Source organism: Pandoraea sp. PE-S2T-3 (assembly GCF_002179965.1).
Classification (GTDB): Bacteria; Pseudomonadota; Gammaproteobacteria; order Burkholderiales; family Burkholderiaceae; genus Pandoraea.
Window position 1 is genome coordinate 124,460 of record NZ_NGUQ01000037.1, and the last position, 19,695, is coordinate 144,154.

The following is a 19,695-nucleotide window of genomic DNA, read 5'->3' on the forward strand; positions in this document are numbered from 1 at the left end:
TGACTTCTATTTCGCACGCTACCCATCGCGGCCGCTATCGGCCCGGGCCCGTTGTGCGCCCAACGAAGCGGACATGCTCAGAACCATAGCGACAAGCGTTCCGCGGCCGATATTGCTACTGTGTCTCGCGATGATCAGCATTAGCGCTTGCCCTGCCCGTGTCTGGGCGACGACTGCCGTTGCCGGCATCGTCGCCGGTATCGACGTCGATACCGACGCATCGGGAGAAGCGTTGCTGCGTTTCGACATCCCGTCGCAGTCGCTGCCATCCGCGTTGGAATCCTACGGCGCCTTCGCCGACGTCTCGCTGCTCTACGACAGTTCGCTCACTGCGGGCCGTGTTTCCGCGCCGGTGCAAGGGGAAATGACCGCGCGCGCGGCACTTGCCCGATTGCTCGACGGCAGCGGTCTCGTGCCCCGCTACACGGGATCGAAAACGGTGACGCTGGTCGCCGGTCGCACAAACAGCGCCGACACCGATGGCGATGCCGCGATCGATCCGGCGGCCGCGCGCCGCTACTTCGGACTGATACAGACCCGCGTGCACGACGCCTTCTGTGCGCAGCCGCTTCTGGCGGAGGGCGCGCGGCGCGTCGCCTTCAGGCTGTGGGTCGGCACGAGTGGTGTGATCGGGCCGGTCGCACTGCTCGGGTCCAGCGGCGACCCGGCGACCGACGCGGCGGTCGTGAGCGCACTTCAGGGGGCGAACGTGGGCGAGCCTGCGCCGCCTGCACTGGCGCAGCCCTTTACGTTCGTGGTGCAGCCCCGCGCCTCCGGGCGTAACTGGGGCTGTGAGGCGGCGACGGAAGCGCCAAAGCCGGGGAGGTCGCATGGCCGATAGCAGCCGCGCTACCCTTCGCGAGTTGTTGGTTCAGCGCTACGCGCAACTGAAGACAATGCTCTCGCGCAAGCTCGGCTCGTCCGATCTGGCGGGCGACGCGCTACAGGACACCTGGTTGCGTCTGGAGAACAATGAGAACATCGATTCGGTGCGAAACCCCGGCGCGTATCTGTACCGCATGGCGTACCACGCGGCCATCGACAAGCAGCGTGCGGAAGACCGGCGGCTGAGCACGGGGGAGATCGAGACCATGTTCGATCTCGTGAGTCCGGCACCCGGGCCGGATCAGATCGTGGAAGCGCAATCCGATCTGGGCGAGCTGGCGCGCCTGCTGGAGCGCATGCCTGCGCGCCGCCGCGACATTTTGCTCGCGGTACGGCTCGACGGCCTCGCGCAGCGCGAGGTGGCGGAGCGCTTCGGCATCTCGCTTCGACTCGTGGAACTGGAACTCCAGCGGGCGCAGGAATTCTTCTTGGAACACATGGACCGGTAGCGACGCGCGCTGTGGCACGAAATCATGACAATCGTGCGACGTCGATAAAAAAATATTCAGAAATTTTGCGGTTTTCGGCGGTCTCATCCGTCATGTCATTATGACGCGCCGAAATTCGGTCGCCCCCAAGGCGGCCGAGCGACGGCAGACCGCTGGTAGAGGATTGGCAAAGGATTGGCAGACACATCGCACATGAAGGCAGCACCCGACACTTCCACCCGGCCCGCCACCGCGCGCGCCTTGCAGCAGGACGCCCACGCGTGGGTGCGACGGCTCACGTCCGGTGAGGCCACCGTTGCCGATGCGCAGGCGCTTCAGCGCTGGTGCGAGGCGAGTCCCGAGCATGCGAGCGCGTTTGCCGAAGCACGACGCCTGTGGCGCGACCTTGGCCCAGCGGGAGAGATGGTGCGTGCACGCGCGGCATCGGCCGCGGCTCACTCGCCGCGCATGACGCGCATGAGCCGCCGATGGTTTTTGGGCGGCGCGCTGGCATCCGCCGCGGGGGTAGGCGCCGCTGTCGTCGCGCCGGCGGGCTTCTGGGGCAGCATGACCGCCATGGCCGGTGCCGACTATCACACGGCCACGGGAGAGCAGCGCCAGATTGCCATGGGCGAGGGGGTGACGCTCGACCTGAACACGCGCACGAGTATTGCCATGCTGACCGGCGCGGGGCCACGCCAAGGCGTGGATCTGCTCGATGGCGAGATTGCCGTGGATAACACGGGGAGCGCCGGCAACGCGGCAGCGTTCGTGGTCGAAGCCGGTAAGGGACGCGTGACGGGCACCCGGGCGAACTTCGAAGTTCGGCATCTGGCTTCGCAGGTCTGCGTGACCTGTGTCTCGGGCAATGTCGGTGTGTCGCTGGGCAGCCAGCATGTGGCGCTCGCCGCGCAGCAGCAGGTGGTGTACGAAGGGCAGCGTCTCGGTGCGGTGACATCGGTGGACACGACGGCGACGTCGGCGTGGCGCAACGGCGTACTCGTGTTCCGCGATACGCCGCTCGCGCAGGTCGCGGACGAGATCAATCGTTATCGCAACGGGCGTGTCGTGGTATTCGACAACCGGCTGGCGCAAAGCCGTCTGAGTGGACGTTACCGTATCGACCGTCTTGGCGAAATCTTCGCGCAGATTCAAGAGGTGCTCGGTGCCCGGGTGACGCACTTGCCGGGCGGTATCGTGTTGGTGGGGTGAGCTTGTTTGCATAAGCGAACGCAAAAAGTTCGCGTGAGGTTTGCGGGATTGGGCGACGAGCGTCGTCATCACAGGGAAGGGCGCTTGTCCCCGTGAACGGGAGGGCGTCTGCTAACCGATTGCCACTGCAAACCCGACATGCCATCGAACTCGCAACCGACGCTTCTTCCTGCTTCTTCTGGCTCACAAGACCGTGATTCGCAACGTGCGCAACCGCGCCGTCGCCTTGGCCGTGTGATCCTCAACCTGCATCGCAAACCGTTGGTTCAGGCGGCGGCGCTCACGTTGCTGGCATCCTCGGCCGCGCACGCCCAGCAAGCCTTCAGCAACGCATGGTTTGGCGCACGCGGTGCCGCGCAGGCGACCGCCACGCAGACGGGGCGTCTGCCCAATGGTGCCCCGGTGAGCTCGCTCATGGACCCGTCGGCGCAGCAGCAACAAGCCAACGCGCAGTTGCAGACGTCGATTGCGAATCTGAGCACGGCAGCACAAAGCATCGCCGCGATGCAGGCCGCGCAGGCGACGGCACGCGACGCAGCAGCTAGCACCAACGCTACGATTCCCGACGGTTTGTCGGAGGGCGGCCTCAAGGTCGACACCAACAGCCTGACCAAAGGCTGGATCAACGCCAACGCACCCACGCAGACGGCGGCCAACGGCAAGACCAACGTCAACATTCAGCAGACGGCCGACAAGGCGATCCTGAACTGGGAGACGTTCAACGTCGGGCGCAACACATCGGTGAACTTCCAGCAGCAAAGCGACTGGGCAGTGCTCAACCGAGTGAACGATCCGCAGGCGCGTCCGAGCCAGATTCAGGGGCAGCTTCACGGCGACGGTACGGTGCTGATTCTGAACCGCAACGGCGTGATCTTCGGTGGCACGAGTCAGGTCGATACGCGCAACCTTGTGGTGGCAGCAGCGCGCATGAGCGACGCGCAGTTCACGAGCGGTCTCTATGGCGCCAACGGCACGACACCAAGCTTCACCGATGCACTGGGCAAGGTCGAAGTGCAGGCCGGGGCCACGATCACGACGCGCACTCCGACGTCGGTCACGCAGGGTGGCGGGTACGTGCTGCTGCTGGGCAAGGAAGTCAGCAACGCGGGGACGATCACGACGCTGCAAGGTCAGGTGGCGATGGCCGCAGGCGACAGCTTCGTGATTCGCAAGGGCGTGGGCACGGACGCGAATACGGCATCGACCACGCGAGGCAACGAAGTCTCGCCGCAGTTTGTGGCGCAAAGCACGGCGGGCAAGGTCGTGAACACGGGCTTGCTGATGGCGCCTGAAGGCGACGTGACGATGGCGGGGCGGGACGTGCAGCAACTGGGCGTGGCAGTCGCGACGACGACGGTGAACACGCGCGGCACGATCCACCTGCTGAATTCGGCGAGCGACACGTTGGGCAAGGTGACGATGGGCAGCGGTGCGCTCACGTCGGTGCTCATCGGCGATAACGGTGCGACGGCGCTCGACAGCCAACGCACGGCCATGATTCAAGACTCTGCCGCACAGGATTTGCTGCGCGCGGGTGCCTCGACGGGATTGTTCGACAACCTGTCGAAACTGTCTGACCGCCGCGATCAATCGCGTGTGGAGATCGTGAGTGGCGGCAACGTCGAATTTCAGGGAAATTCGCTGACGCTTGCCACGGGCGGTCAGATCGCCGTGAGCGCGACAAACCGCAGCTTTGTCGGCTCGGGGGCACAACTCGACGTTTCGGGCGCGGTCGGCGTATCGCTGTCGATGGACAGCAACAACGTCAAGGTGAACGTGCAGGGCAACGAACAGCGCGACGCACCGGGCAACCGCGACAACACCGCGCTGAACAACGCGAACGTGTACATCGACCGCCGCCGGTTGATCTACGTGCCGGCCTCGGTCGGTGGCTATGCCAACCAGCGCTGGTACACGGGCGGGGGCCTGCTCGAAGTGGGCGGCTATCTGTCGAACGTAGCGCACGGCATTGGCGAGTGGGCGGCGCAGGGCGGCACCGTGACGCTGGGCGGCACCGAGGTGGTGACGCAGACGGGCGCGTCGATCAATCTCTCGGGCGGCTCGCTGAACGTGCAGACGGGGTATCTGAACCAGTCGTGGCTCAAAGGCTCGGACGGTCAGATTTACAACGTCAATACCGCGCCCGCGAACCTGATTTACACGGGCGTGTACACCGGGTTCAGCGTGGAGCACCCGCGCTGGGGCACCACGGCGACGGAAAGCTACGCCAACCCGCTGATCGCGCCGCAACGCGTGCTGCAAAACGGCTACACCGTGGGGCGCGACGCGGGCCGTCTGACGATCTCTGCGCCCACCGCAGTGCTCGAAGGCAATGTGATCTCGAACGTGTACACGGGGCCGGTGCAAACGCAGGCGCGTCCGGCGGGCCTCACTGACGGCTATTCGATCAGTCAGTTTGCGGTGGCGCGCAGCGGCTCGTTCACGCTTGGCCAGTACACCGGTGTGGGACGCACCGACGCCTTCGCGAGCGATGTCGTGATCGGTGCCGTCGACGACATCACGTCAGCCATGAAGGCCGGTGATGCACTCGACGCTGCCCGCAAGAATACGGTCTGGATCGACGCGGCACGCCTGAACGGTTACGGCCTCGGCGAGATCGATCTCGTGACGCGCGACGATATCGCTGTGAACGGCGATCTGCGTCTTGCCAACGGCGGCCGCTTGAGTCTGGTGGCGCCACAAGTCGACATCAGCGGCAATGTCACCGTGCCGAGTGGCACCGTCAACATCTCGAACCTGTTCAATCAGGCCGGCAATCTGTACCCCGTCGCATTGATGCGCCCGGACGATACGTCGAGCCTCACGCTGGCCTCCGGCGCAAAGATCGACACACGCGGGCTGTGGATCAACGGCACGACCGAGCCCGGCGCGATGTCAGGCGCGGCGTTCCTGAACGGCGGCAATGTGACGTTCGATGCGACGGGTGACGTGACGATTGCCGACGGCAGCGTGATCGACGTGTCGTCGGGCGGCGCGATTCTGGCGAACGGCAAGACGCGCGGCGGCACAGGCGGCAACGTGACGCTGATTGCAGGCGATTCGGCGAGCAATCACCCCATTACCGTGGGCGCGCTCGATCTGAACGGTCAGATTGTGGCGTATGGCGTGAATGGCGGCGGCAAGCTCACCATCTCCACGCCGGACGGCATCCTGATCGGCAACAACGCGAGCCTGTCGGGCGGCACGCTGGCGGCAGGCACGTCAGCCAATGTCTCGGTGAAGCTCGCGCAGCCGTACACCGTCCCCGCCGGCACACCGCTGCCGTTCTCGACGATCGACATGCACCTCAGGCTCGTGTTCGACGTACCGACGCCGGCCCCCATCGACGTGGACAGCGGCTTCACTGGCGTGATTACGGGCGCCGCCTGGGTCGTGCCCGCCGGTGTCACGCTCATGACGCGGCGTCCGCCCGGACAATTCGGATACGACTACTGGTCCACAGGCCAGACCGTGCCTGCCGGCAAAGATGTCTTCGGCTTCAATGGAACGATTCCCACCGGCACGGTGATTCCGTCGAATGTCTTCACGTCGCCCTTGCCGGTATTGCCGTACAAGGTGGTCTACACGGCAGGCACCGTCAGCAATGTGGCAGTGACGTATCCGGCCGGTGCCATCGTGCCCGCAGGCACGGTTTTCGCTCAGGACGTTGCCGTGTTGCCGGTGCCGGTATTCAACGCGGGCGGTTCGACCGGTGGCGCGACGTTCTTCAACGCAGGCTTTGCCAGCTACGACATCAACGGCGGTCAGGGCGTGCGGGTGGACAACGGCGTGACGCTCGCGCCGACCATGCCCGTCTATCGCTTCAATGCGGCCAGCGTGAATGCACGCACCGGCAGCGATCCGGCCAAGGTGATGGACTTGGTGTTGCCGCCGCTCTTTGCCGAGAACGCGCAGACCGACACGCTCACGCAACGCGGTGGGGCGAGCATCGCACTTCGCTCGCTCGGGCGCGACTATCAGGGCAATCCGACCGGCTCGGAAGTCTCGATCTCGAAGGGCGCGTCGATCGTTGTCGATCCGGGGCAGAGCATCACGCTCGATTCATTCAGCAAGATCACGGTCGACGGCAGTCTGGTAGCTCACGGCGGCAAGATCGCCCTCACAAGCGAAGCCGACAACGTGCTGCCCTCGGCGCGCAATTTCGACAACTCGGGCAACAACCTCGGCTGGGCGATCTGGCTTGGACCGACCGCCAGCCTCGACGTCTCGGGCCTCGGCTACACGGCGACCGACGCCTCGGGCCGCACTTACGGCACGGTACTCGATGGCGGCAGCATCGCGCTCAACGGCGGCCCGTCGTTCGTCATCGTGCGCCCGGGGGCGGAGTTGAACGCCGACGGCACCGCCGTCACCGTCAATACGGCGACCGTGTCCGGCCAGCCGTCGAATGCGGCGGGCAGCATGATGCGCGTCTCCAGCGGCGGGGCGATCTCGCTCGCCTCGACCAGCGGGCTGCTGGTCGACGGCAACTTGCATGCGAAGTCCGGTGGTGCGGGGGCGTCCGGCGGCGATCTGTCGCTTTCACTGCTTACGCCAACGTTCCAAGACAGATCGAACGCGATTCCCGACAGTGCGCTGGTGGCGAGCCAATTCACGGTGACGCAGGCACGCGGCACGCCTGTCGTCCTCGCCGGTCCGCAATCGTTGGCGGCACTCCCGTTCGGTTATGCCACAGTGAGCGCCGATCAGATCAAGGACGGCGGTTTCAGTTCTGCGTCGCTGCTCACCACCGACTACCTGATCTTCAAAGGGGACGTGACGCTCTCGCTCGACAAGAGTGTGAAGCTCATGGCAAATGCCATCACGTCGTCCGCGCCGTTCGCGGGCACGCAGCCAGCCACCAGCAACAACGTGCGCATCGCCGCACCTTATGTGAGCCTATCGGGCACACCGGCGATCTATCAGGACGGTTACCGTACCGGCTCCATCGGTAATCCCGATACGACGGATGTGCCCACGACGGCGACGTTCGAGGTCGATGCCAATCTCATCGATTTTCAGGGGCCGATATCGTTCTCGGCCAATACCCGGTACCTGGATGCGTCGTATCAGTGGGTATCGACGCCTGCCGCAGGCTTTCGCACGGCGCGTTTCGTCAGTCAGGGCGATATCCGGTTCCTGCCGACGCCATCGCTGGACTCAGGCACTTCGCTCGTCACGTCGTGGGACTTCGATTTCGAAGCTGCGCAGGTGTATCCGGGCACAGGGGCCGTTGCGAGTATCACGGCGGCCAACAGCAACCCGAACTACAACGGTACGATCCGGTTCGGCCGCACGACCGACACCTTGCCGGATCAGCCGATGTCCGTGTTCGGCACACTGATGATGACCGCGCCGACCTTCGAACAAGGCGGCGTTTTGCGCGCCCCGTTCGGCAAGATCTTTATCGGCCAGCTCATGGCGTCGGGGCGAGGGGGAGCGATCCTCCCTCAGCAAATCGATTTTCTGCCGGGCAGCGTGACGTCGGTCTCAACCGACGGTCTGACCATGCCCTACGGCGGCACGTTCGACGGTGTGACCTACAGCTACAACGGCGCGGCCCTCAATACCACGTCGACGGTACTGGCCGGGGGCTTCACGTTCGGGGGCTACGGCATCGGGTCCGGCATTCGCATCCGGGGCAGTTCGATCAACGTCGACAGTGGCGCCGTGCTGGACCTCTCCGGCGGGGGCTCGCTCACCGGCGCGGGCTTCGTCTCCGGGCGCGGCGGATCGGTCAACGTGCTGAACACGCCGCTCGTCAACGCCAACCCGACCATGACGCTCAGCAAGGCGGGCGACAAGGTCTATGCCATCGTGCCCGGCTACACGTCGGCCTATGCACCGGTTTCGCCGGAGAACGGGGCGGGCGATCCGGCCATCGGGCAACGCATCACCATCGGCGATGGCGTACCGGGCCTGCCCGCAGGCACGTACACGCTGCTGCCGTCAAACTATGCGCTGCTGCCGGGGGCTTACCGGGTCGAGATCGGCGGCACCGGGCAGAATCTTCCGACGAGCGCGACGGCGGCGGGCAACGGGACCTATCTGGTCGCCGGCTATGCCGGCATCGCCAACACCTCGGTGCGCAGTCAGTTGCCGTCGACGTTGCTGGTGACGCCCGGCACGGCGGTGCGCAAGTATTCGCAATTCAACGAGCAAAGCTACAGCGACTTCCTGACGAGTCAGGCGGCGCAGTTTGGCGGATTGGCGCCGATGCTGCCGCGCGACGGCAAAGCACTCGACGTGGTGCTGACGATGCCCGCGACGCCCGCGACGATACCGACGGGGCCGGTCTTCACCTTCGACGGCACGGCGCGATTCAGTGCGGCGCCGGGGGGAATCGCCGGGCAGGCGGCGGTGGAGCAGGTCGGTGAAATCACCACGGGCACCCGCACGGCAGGGTTTGCGGGCGTGTCGGTGGCCGCCGGTGACCTGACCGCCATGGGGGCCCCGCGTCTGAGTATCAACGGCTATCCGGCATTCCTGTCCAGCACCGGGTACTTCTTCTTCGCGAGCACTGGCGGCGCGCCTGCGGATCTCTACGTTCGCGACGGCGTCAACCTCTCGGCCGCCGAGATCTTTCTCGTCGGCAACAACGTGCGCGTGGGCAACAACGTGACGTTAAGCACCATCGGCAAGGGCACGGCGCCGTTCGACACCGCGTCGACAGGGGCGCCGTACACGTCGAGCTATACGGTGCTCGGTCTGTCTAACGGCGACGTCGAGTTCTCCGGCTCACAGAGCAGCACCGGCACCATCAGCATTGGCAGCGGCTCGGGCCTGTTCGCAGAGGGCACGCTGGCCTTCTCGACCAATGGTGCGTCGACGCTCGATCCGAGCGCCCGTTTCGGCGCACGCAATATCCTGTTGGCCGTGGGATCGTTAAATGTCGGCGACGCCGCGCAAGTCGCAGCCGCCGGGAATCCGGCAGGCGTGCTGTTCAATCAGGCGATGCTGACGACGTTGTTACAAGGCGATCCGTCTAGCGGTGCGCCCGCGTTGCAAAAGCTCACACTGGGCGCGGCAGGCGCGATCAACGTGTTCGGCAGCAGCGGACTCGATGCCCGTGGTTCGGGCGTCAATTTGGTGCTCAAGGCGCCGGCCATCTATGGCTATGGGACGTCGGGCGATCACGCGACGATTGCTGCCGACCAGATCACATGGAACGGTGTATCAGGCACGAACGCACCTGCCATCGCTGCCGGTGGCCCGGGCACGGGATTGGGTAGCCTGAGCCTCGTGGCGAAAGAGATCGACCTCGGCACGTACGTGTCTACCGACGCGACGAGCGTGACGCGCACGATCTATGGTTTCAACAACGTCGACCTGACGGCGAGCGACCGGATCGTCTCTGCCGGAAATAGCGCGCTCTTCGTTTATCAGGCGCCGAGCACGCAGAGCGGCGATGTTTTCGGACAGAGCGGCACGGGCGGCAATCTCACCCTCGTCACACCGCTCGTGACCGGCTCGCCGAAGTCGATCATGCGCTATGCGACTGCCGGGGCGTTGAACATCGTCGCTCCCCAAGGGAGCGCGCCGAGCGCCGCGACGTCCACCATTGCCGGGGCGGAAATCGATCTCACCGGTGACAGTGTTCGCATTGGCAGCACCGTGCTGCTCCCGAGCGGCAAGCTCGTCGTGGATGCCACGCACGACATCATGCTCGACGGCAACAGCCGCATCGATCTGAGCGGGCAACCGGTGCAGATTCAGAACGCTACCGTCTACGGTTTCGGCGGTACGGCGATCTTCTCCAGCGCGCAGGGCAGCTTCTCGCAGGCGGCGGGCGGCACGCTCGATGTGTCGGCGCAAAACGCCAACGCGGGTGAAGTGACGATGAACGCCAGTCAGGGAACGCTGACACTCGACGGCACACTGCGCGGCAGCGCAAACGCGGGATTCCTCAGTGGCGATTTCAATGCGTCCGCGGGCACGTTCGCGGACTTCGCCGGGCTGAATGCCTCGCTCAACCGCGGCGGCTACTTCGACGGTCGCAGCTTCGTCCAGAAGCAGGGTGATCTCGTGGTCGGCGACGGGGTGAGGGCGCACAACGTCGGCATCTCGGTGGACGCCGGCAGCCTGACGGTGAACGGCACGATCGACGCGTCGGGGACGTCGCCGGGCACGATCCGCCTGTCGGCGGGCAATGGGCTCACGTTGGGCGGTAGCGCCGTGCTCGATGCACACGGCAAGACGTTGCAGGTCGACAGCTACGGTGCGCCCATCGAGGCGAAGAACCGGGGGCATATCGAGTTGACCGCTGCGGGGGGCACGATGACGCTCTCGCCGGGCGCCACGCTCGACCTGAGCACGCCGGACGGCCGCGCGTACGGAGACATCGTCCTCAATGCCATGCGCACGGGCGAGACATCGGGTGATATCGCGATCAACGCACCGGGCCCGCTCACGATTCGTGGTGCGCAGAGTATCGCGCTCAACGGTGTCTGGACCTACAACCTGCCGGGCGGCAGCACCATTTCGCAGGGCACGCTCGACACCTACGACACTGCCAGCCAGACGTTCATGAACGCGGCGGCCGGCAATGGTGCCCTCTCAGCGCGCACGGCGGGTCTGTCGGCGTATGGCAGCGCCTACCACCTGCGCCCGGGCGTGCAGATCGCGTCTGTCGGTGATCTCTCGACGATTGGCGACATCGATCTGTCGAAGTACCGCTATGGACCCGGAGCGGACCGGAATCCGAATTCGCCGACTTACGGCGCGGGTGAGCCGATGGCACTGGTCGTGCGCGCGGGCGGCAACCTGACGGTCAAGGGCAGCATCTCCGACGGGTTCCAAGCATCGAGCGGCGCACCGGCCACGTATTCGCTGATCGACGTGACGACGGCAAACGGGTTTGCGAAACAGACGGGCAGCGATGGCAGCCATGCGTTCACGTACTGGTTCAACGAGACGAGCGACGTCTACTTCGCCACCGCATGGACCGTGCCCAATACCGCCTTTTACAACTGGTGGACGCAGAACTGGTGGGGCCCGTATGTCGACAGTAACGGCGTGTCGTACAACCCGGGCGATACCATTCCGGCAGGCACGACGATCAGTGCGCAGAACAGTTACGGTTTTGGGTTCGACGCGAGCAACCTGCCGCAGCTCTATGCGATGAGCAGTCCGGCCGTAGCACCCAGCCCGGCGACATCGTCGCAGGCGACCATGCTCGCCGCCGGCTCGCGCTCGGCGTCGATCCGGCTGGTGGGCGGTGCCGACCTCACGTCGGCCGACCAACGCGCACGCCAGAGTACGCGGGCGCTGGCCGGACAAGGTAACGTCACGCTGAGCGATCCGGCGTACAACAGTTCGCTCGCCGGCAAGTATTTCAGCGTGCTGCGTACCGGCACGGGCACGCTCGATATTCTCGCGGGCGGCAGCTTCAGCGAAGCCACCCCGTATGGCGTCTACACGGCGGGCACCACCTCCGCGCCGGTACTCGCCGCCGACGGCTCGAATCCGTACGACCTGCCGGGCGCGGCGAGCGGCGGCGGCCTTCATGTCTGGTATCCGGAGCACGGCGGCGACGTGCTGATCGCCGCACAGCAGGACATCACCGGCAACATCCAGATTGCCGACAACAGTCAGCGATACGACGACAGCAACTACACGGCGAACTGGCTGTGGCGTCAGGGCGGCAGCGGGGTGACCAGCGATCTGGGCGCATGGGGCATCAATTTCGGTTCGATGGCGGTCATGAGTCAGTGGGACCGCGTGCCGAGACTTGTCGGCTTTCAAGGGATCGGCACACTCGGCGGCGGCAATCTGAGCGTGATCGCAGGCCGCAACGCCGGGGTGATGTCGTCGAACAGCCCGACGACTTCGCCCGGGCTCGATCTGGCGGTGGCATCGACTGGCCGTGTGCTGGCCGACGGCACCATTGTGCAGACGGGCGGCGGCGATCTGACGGTGAAGGTCGGCGGCATGCTCAACGGGCGCCCGTCGACGGGGCGCGCCGACGCAGTGTCGGACTATTTCGGCTCGATCACCGATTTGCGCGGAAACACGACGATCGATGCGGGTTCTGTCGGCGCGACCGCGCCGTTTGGCAACGGCAGCTACTGGAAGAGTTTCGATCCGCGTGCGATGGATGTGAGCGTCATCAAGGGGGTAACGCAGACGCGCGGCCCGACGATCATTCCGGGCGACGGCACCGTGAGCGTGACCACGCGCGGCGATCTCGTGATCGGTGGTGTGGGCGACGCGGGCATGCAGACGAATCCGGTCATCGACGGTGCCTACTTCACGAACAGCGCCGGGGCGATCGGCAAGGGCGGTGCCACGCAATTCACGCTATGGACACCGTCATCGGGCATTCGCTTGTTCAGCGCAGGCGGCGACGTGATGCCGCTTCAGGGTGACCAGCAGGGCAATGCCACGACGAACAGTGCCTCAGGCTACTTCCCGGGCAGCCTGAGTGTGGTGGCCGCCAACGGCGACGTGCGGTTCGCGACGCCGATGGGCCCCTCGGATCCGAACTCCAGCATCGAATTGATTTCGTCACCCGTCGGTCAGTTGCAGCTTCTGGCCGCAGGCTCGATCTACGGGCAAGGGGCGACGGTTTCGCTGTCGGGGGCCGACATGGGCAGCCTTGCAACGCCACAGCGTCCGTACTTCCAGACCATCAGCGGTGGCACCTCCAACGCGTCGGCAGATGCGCAGATTCGCCTGATCGCTAACAGCCCGTATGCCTTTGGCGAGGACAACGTCTCTACGCTGCTTCATGCGAATGACTCGCTGCCCGCGCTGGTCTTCGCGGGCAAGGATATCGACGATCTGAGCATCGGCCAGACGCTCAAGCCGATGGTCGATAGCGTTCGCCAATTCTTCCCGACGCACAGCGTCTGGTACGTGGCAGGCAAGCCTTTCCAAGTCATCGCCGGGCGAGATATCGTCGGCGTGGGCACGGTACCCGATACGTTCCTGAACGTGTCGGATACCGACATCACGTTGATGCAGGCCGGGCGCGACATCATCTATCAGTCGGCCAATATTGTTGGCCCGGGCGTGTTGCAAATGCAGGCGGGACGCAATCTGTATCAGGGCTACTACGGTGCGCTCTCCAGCGCGGGCGACGTGGTGCATCCTTCCAATACGAGCGGTGGCGCGGACATTTCGGTGCTCGCCGGTGTCGGCGCGAACGGCCCGGATTACGCGAGCTTCGGCAAGCTGTATTTCGACCCGGCCAACCAGTTGGCGAGCGGCACGGTGCTGGCCGGCAGCGGCAAGGTGGTGCATGCCTATGGTGACGAACTCACGCAATGGCTCAAGCGCCGTTTCGGCTACACCGGCACGTCGGCCGATGCGCTGGGCTACTTCCTCGCATTGCCGAAGACGCAGCAAGGCGTGTTCGTGCGTGAGGTGTACTTCACCGAGTTGCTGCTGGGCGGTCGCGAGTACAACGACCCGGCCAGCCCGCGCTACGGCAGCTATCTGCGTGGGCGCGACGCCATCGCCACGTTGTTCCCGGCGACGGATACGCAAGGCAATGCGGTGAACTACAACGGTGCTATCACGATGTTCAGCAGCATCACCGGCATGAACAACGTGAACGGCGTGAACATCCCGGTGACGACCGACGCTGGTGTGCGCACGAACTTCGGCGGCAACATCCAGATGCTCAACCCGGGCGGCCGCACGCTGGTCGGCGTGGAGGGTGTCACGCCCGGGGCGAGCGCGGGCATCGTCACGCAGGGCGAGGGCGACATTCAGCTGTACAGCCGCGACAGCATTCTGCTCGGCCTGTCGCGCATCATGACGACCTTCGGCGGCAGCATTCAGGCGTGGTCGGCCGCGGGCGACATCAACGCGGGGCGCGGCGCGAAGACCACCGTGCTCTACACGCCGCCCAAGCGCGTGTACGACAACGTGGGCGACGTGACGCTCTCCCCGTCGGTGCCGTCGAGCGGTGCGGGTATCGCCACACTGGCGCCGCTGCCGGAAGTGCCGCCGGGTGATATCGACCTCGTTGCGCCGCTGGGCACGATCGATGCGGGTGAGGCGGGGATTCGTGTGTCGGGGAATGTGAACTTCGCCGCGCTTCAGGTGGTGAATGCCGCGAACGTGCAGGTGCAGGGTAAGTCCACTGGCCTGCCCGCGATTGCTGCGGTCAACGTGGGTGCGCTGACTAACGCGAGCGCGACGGCTGCGCAGGCTGCCACTGCCGCGCAGGATGCCATGGCGCGCGAGCGTGCGGCACAGCGTCAGAACACACCGTCGATTTTCACCATCCGCATGCTGGGCGGCACCGACACGAATGCACCGGCAGCCGATGCGAAGGGGGCGTCACTTCCGCCGCAGGCCCGGGCTTACGATGCATCGAGCGCTTTTCAGTTGGTTGGCAATGGGGTGCTTACGGAGGCGCAGAAGATGGAGCTTACGCGCGAGGAGAAATCGCACCTTTGAAGCTGGTGACTTTTCACTGAGAGGTAATGGGGTGGTGTCCGAGACTCACCGCCCCGCCACCCCCGACATCGCATCTCGCGTAAAGCGCCCCAGAAAGGCTTGCGTACGCGGATGTTGCGGGGCGCCTAGCACGTCTTCCGGCTTCCCTTGCTCGACCACGCGGCCGCCATCCATGAACACGACGCGGTCGGCGGCGTCGCGAGCAAAGCCGATCTCGTGCGTCACCACGATCATCGTTTGACCTTGCTCGGCCAATGTGCGCATCGTGTTCAGCACTTCCCCCACGCGTTCCGGATCGAGTGCCGACGTCGGCTCGTCGAACAGGATCAGCGACGGGCGAATTGCCAACGCGCGTGCGATCGCCACCCGCTGTTGCTGTCCGCCCGATAACTGGCGCGGATAAGCATCGGCCTTTTCGCTCAACCCCACTTGATTTAACAACTCCCGCGCATGTGCCTGTGCCTGCGCAGTCGACTCGCCGTGCACACCGATCGGCGCTTCGGTGATGTTTTGCAACACGGTCATGTGCGGGTACAGATTGAAGCTCTGGAACACCATGCCGATGTTGCGACGTTGCTGCGAGATGCCCTGCTGCGTCAACTTGCGAAGACGCTGGCCTTCGAGCGAAAAGCCGATCTGCTCGTCGCCGACCATAATCACGCCCTGATCGATGGTCTCAAGGTGATTGATACACCGCAGCAGTGTCGACTTCCCCGAGCCGGACGGGCCGAGCAACACGACCGTCTCGCCACGTGCTACGTCGATATCGATGCCTTTGAGCACTTCGTTGTCGCCAAAGCGCTTGTGCAGATCACGGATTGTCACCAAAGGCGCGCCCATTGCTGTGTTCGAACGGGCTTGAGAAGTGGCTTGAGAAGTGGCTTGCGTCATGGCTTCGCTCATCGGTTTTCTCCTTGTGCCTCGATGGCGTCCGCAGTGAACGGCATCGGCTTGCGTCGCGCGACTTTGCTGACGACGCCGACCTTTGCCTTCGCGCCCATGTCGCCATAACCGCGCGAGAAGCGCTGCTCCAGTACGCGCTGCCCCAGATTCAGCACCGACGTGATCAGTAAGTACCAAAGCACTGCGACGATCAGCAGCGGTACAACTTCGAAGGTGCGGTTGTAGATGGTCTGCGCGGAGTACAGCAGATCGCTCATGGCGATGACGCTCACCAGCGACGTCGCCTTGATCATGCTGATGAGTTGATTGCCGGCAGGCGGGATGATCGAGCGCATCGCTTGCGGAATCACGATCCTGCGCAGCGCGCGCAGGCGGCTCATGCCGAACGCTTGTGCCGTCTCCATCTGCTTCGGGTCGACCGACGACAGCCCCGCGCGAATGATTTCCGCCATGTAGGCCGCCTCGTTCAAGGCGAGACCCGCAATGGCCGCCGTCAACGGCGTGATCAGATCATTGGTGTTCCATGAATGACCGACGGATTCCCACGGCAGCGTGTAGCCGACCTTCGGAAACAACGTGGACATGTTGTACCAGAAGATCAACTGCACCAGCAGCGGCGTGCCGCGGAAAAACCAGATGTACAACGACGAGATACTGCGGGCGAGCGCGTTGTCGGAGATTCGCGCAATCGCCAGCACAAGACCGATGACGCTGCCCAGCACCATCGACACGACGGTCAGCGACAACGTGGTCTCCAAGCCGTGCAGGATGGAAGTCTCGTTGAGGTAGTGCCTCACTACTTCCCACTGGAAGTTGGGGTTCTGCCATACCGCCCACAGCACCTTGGCGGCGACAGCGATCGCAATCAGCCACGAGAGCGTTTTTGCCCATGGGAAGCGGGCGCGCGCATGACGGACGTCGCGCAAGTTCCAGTCGACGGATTTCATTTGGCCCCCGGTTTGTCGGTGGGCTTACCGCCAGCGGCCGCCAGCTTGCCCGGAAGGTTCAGGCCGGCCTGCTTGATCATGTTGCCGCTCAACCCCCATTTCTGCATGATCTGCGCGTACGTGCCGTTGTCGATCAGCTTCTGGATGGCGTCCACGAGCAACGGGCCGAGCGGTGAATCCTTCTGTACGACAGCGCCCTGAAACAGATCGTGAAAGCCGTTGGCCTGACCCACGCCGCTCAGTTCCAGTTGGCCCTTCGACTGCTGCACGAAGTAGGTCAGCGGAGCTTGCGACGAGAAGAAGGCGTCAGCGCGGTTCGAGCGGACGGCGAGAATCGACGTCGGCTGATCCGTGTACGACAGAATGTTGATGGCCGGTTTGCCCTGCGCCACACATACGTTGGTCTGGTTCTGCATCACCTTCTCGGCCGATCCGGCGGCCATCACGGCGATGCGCTTGCCGCAGGTGCTGTCGAGCGTGCTGATCTTCTCCGGGTTGCCTTTGGGCACGCCGAACACCACGAACTCCTGCACCCAGTCGACGAAGTCATTGACCTTCTCGCGATCCGGAAAATCGCCGATCGGGCCGATCGCCAAGTGATACCGGCCGGTTTTCAGTCCACTCAACACGGCAGAAAGTCCGCTGACCGCCTCGTGCCGCACCTGCACGCCGAACAACTGCCCGAGCGCCAGTACGAGATCGCCGCTGGCCCCGTCAAGCTCGTGTGCCGACTTCACCACCGAGTACGGCGGGAACGATCCCTCGTTGACCGACGTCATGAAACCCGCCGTCACGATGCCCTGTGGCAGACGGGCGCGCAGCGCAGGATCGACCTTCTGCACCGGAATCGCCACCTCGGCGGCTGTCGCTGTCAACGGCACCGTCGCGGTGGCCAACAGCACTGCACTGCCGAGCATGGCGCCGCAAGTCACTCGGCGGACGATCTTGTTCAAACGAATCACGTGCATCACGATATGTTTCCCTGAAGTGCCGAACGGAACGTGGAACGTCGGGGGCCGGGCTGCCGGCCGGGCGACCTTACAGTTGCGGTGCCGCGAAGCGACGGTTTTCATTACAAGGCAGCACGCGACGTGCTTCGGCAATACGTGCCGGGTCGATGTCGGCGAACAGCAGCGTCGGCGCTTCGCCGGCACGGGCAATCGCGACGCCAAGCGGGTCCACCACCATGCTGGCGCCGATGTTGCGCGCGCCGCATTCGCCCGCCGCCACCATGTAGCAGGTGTTCTCCAGCGCGCGCGCCGTGCACAGCACCTCCCAGTGGGCCTCCTTCATCGGCCCTTTGACCCACGCTGCGGGCAACACGAGCACGTCGGCGCCGTCGAGTGTGAGGCGTCGCGCCAGCTCCGGGAACCGCACGTCGTAACACGTCATCAGGCCCACCTTCAAACCGCACACGTCGACCAGTGGTGGCACCTCATTACCGGGAATGACGTTGGTCGATTCCTTCATCGAAAACGCGTCGTACAGGTGGATCTTTTTGTACTCGGCAATGATCTCGCCATTGCGCAGGGCGATCAGGATGTTCCACACCTTGCCGTCGTGGCTCGCCGGCACGTGCACCGTCATCATCGTCGTCATCTTGCTACCGCGACTCGCTTCACGCAGTGCGGTCACAAACGGCCCATCCAGCGGCTGCGCAGCGCGGCGTACCAGATCGGGGTCGGCGATGTCGCGCGCCAGTATCCCTTCGGGGAGTACCAGCAGGTCTGCACCGGCGGCCTGCGCCTGCGCCATCAGTTGCAGACAGGTCTGTGCGTTGGTGACGGCGTCGGCGGCGACGGCAAATTGTCCAATGGCTGCTTTCATCAGCGTCTCTCGATAGTCGGTTCGGGGGCAGGGCTTACGCCCAAGCTTGGGGGAAGAGGGCTTCGGCGCCGACGCGGCGTTCGATCAACTTCTGGTCGAGCATCTCGCTCACGAAGTCATCGATCATCTTGCGGTTCGCGGCGAGACCGTTACGGTTCCACTGCGCCGGCAGGTCCAGCGTCGTACGACGGATCTCGTCGAGAATCCACGGTGTCGTGTCCGCGTATTTCATCCGTTTTTCCATCCAGATACGCGACGACTCGTCGAGCAACTCGCTCAATGCCTGCGCCAGCCACGGGTGCTCGTCGAGTATCGCGGGCTTGAAGCCGAGCACGTGGATGCCCGGCACGTAGCCGACCTCGTTGAAGTACGCCTGTTCGGCGGCACGGAAGTCCGGCAGAAAGAAGCGCAGCGGCGAGTCGGCGTCAAAGAAGTTCGGCGGCATGAACGGGGTGAACACGGCATCGAGTTCGCCGGTTTGCAGCAGTTCGTCAAGCGGGCGCTCACCGGGGGCGGCCTCGATCAGACCGGGACGCACGTGCCGCCCGAGTCGATCGACAATCGGATGGGCTTCCGTCAAACGGCCCGCATACCACTTCGCATCCTCGATGCCCACACCTTCGCGACGCAGCAAGGTGCGCGTCCACGTGTTGCCCGAATCCTGCCAGCCGGTGACGCCGATCTTCTTGCCCGCCAACTGCGAGAACGCGTTCAGCGGGCTGTGCTTCGCCGTGATGACGCAGCGCTGCCGGAACCCCCGCATCAGAAAGTGCGGCACGCACACAAGGCTGTGATCGCCCATCGACACGGCCTGCGCATAGCGGCTGAACGACACCTCGCCGGCATCGTATTCGGCACATGTCGCAAGGTCGTTCGGCAACGTGCCCACGCGGTGCAGTTCCAGCTCGAACCCTTCCGGCTTCAAGTCGCCAAGTGCGAGGGGCATGTAGTAGTCCCAGTCCCGCACGGCCAATCTGATTTTTACCGTCACTTCGCTCTCACTCCACTGACGCTTCGAACCGGTAATCGCGATGGTCCATGCGCTCACATGCCTCGCTCGATCACCGACAACACGGCCAGCA

The 19,695-nt window shown here is 64.5% G+C and carries 9 protein-coding genes; 4 read left to right on the forward strand and 5 right to left on the reverse strand.

Annotated elements, in window-relative coordinates; translation table 11 throughout:
* Nucleotides 1-130 precede the first annotated feature (130 nt).
* The 4 genes from CDV46_RS22915 to CDV46_RS22930 all read left to right on the forward strand — a co-directional run bounded on the left by CDV46_RS22915 (nucleotide 131) and on the right by CDV46_RS22930 (nucleotide 14,936).
* Nucleotides 131-841, forward strand: coding sequence for a secretin and TonB N-terminal domain-containing protein (locus CDV46_RS22915; protein ID WP_176399167.1), 711 nt, complete (start codon nucleotides 131-133; stop codon nucleotides 839-841).
* On the forward strand, nucleotides 831-1,334 hold the full coding sequence (locus CDV46_RS22920) for an RNA polymerase sigma factor (RefSeq protein ID WP_087687935.1): 504 nt from the start codon (nucleotides 831-833) through the stop codon (nucleotides 1,332-1,334). Before CDV46_RS22915 ends, CDV46_RS22920 begins: the two co-directional genes overlap by 11 nt.
* A gap of 192 nt (nucleotides 1,335-1,526) precedes the next feature.
* Nucleotides 1,527-2,525 (forward strand): FecR family protein, encoded by a 999-nt coding sequence (locus CDV46_RS22925; RefSeq protein WP_087725197.1) that lies wholly within the window; start codon nucleotides 1,527-1,529, stop codon nucleotides 2,523-2,525.
* A gap of 138 nt (nucleotides 2,526-2,663) precedes the next feature.
* The gene (locus tag CDV46_RS22930) at nucleotides 2,664-14,936 is read left to right on the forward strand and encodes a filamentous haemagglutinin family protein (RefSeq protein ID WP_087725199.1); all 12,273 of its coding nucleotides are present in this window, start codon (nucleotides 2,664-2,666) and stop codon (nucleotides 14,934-14,936) included.
* Between the two features lie 45 nt (nucleotides 14,937-14,981).
* Here the strand turns inward: CDV46_RS22930 and CDV46_RS22935 are convergent, their stop codons facing one another.
* From CDV46_RS22935 to CDV46_RS22955, 5 genes are all read right to left on the reverse strand, one after another.
* Entirely contained in the window at nucleotides 14,982-15,776 is a 795-nt protein-coding gene (locus CDV46_RS22935) for an amino acid ABC transporter ATP-binding protein (RefSeq protein ID WP_087726054.1), read from the reverse strand.
* A 59-nt stretch (nucleotides 15,777-15,835) separates the two neighbouring features.
* Nucleotides 15,836-16,786 carry an amino acid ABC transporter permease gene (locus CDV46_RS22940; protein WP_087725201.1) on the reverse strand — a complete coding sequence of 317 codons (951 nt, stop codon included), beginning with the start codon at nucleotides 16,784-16,786 and terminating at the stop codon, nucleotides 15,836-15,838.
* On the reverse strand, nucleotides 16,783-17,739 hold the full coding sequence (locus CDV46_RS22945) for an ABC transporter substrate-binding protein (protein ID WP_217896762.1): 957 nt from the start codon (nucleotides 17,737-17,739) through the stop codon (nucleotides 16,783-16,785). The genes CDV46_RS22940 and CDV46_RS22945 overlap by 4 nt, the downstream gene beginning before the upstream one ends.
* 85 nt (nucleotides 17,740-17,824) lie before the next feature.
* Entirely contained in the window at nucleotides 17,825-18,613 is a 789-nt protein-coding gene (locus CDV46_RS22950) for a deaminated glutathione amidase (protein ID WP_087725203.1), read from the reverse strand.
* A gap of 34 nt (nucleotides 18,614-18,647) precedes the next feature.
* Nucleotides 18,648-19,661, reverse strand: coding sequence for a nitrate ABC transporter substrate-binding protein (locus CDV46_RS22955; RefSeq protein ID WP_254916176.1), 1,014 nt, complete (start codon nucleotides 19,659-19,661; stop codon nucleotides 18,648-18,650).
* Nucleotides 19,662-19,695: the final 34 nt, after the last annotated feature.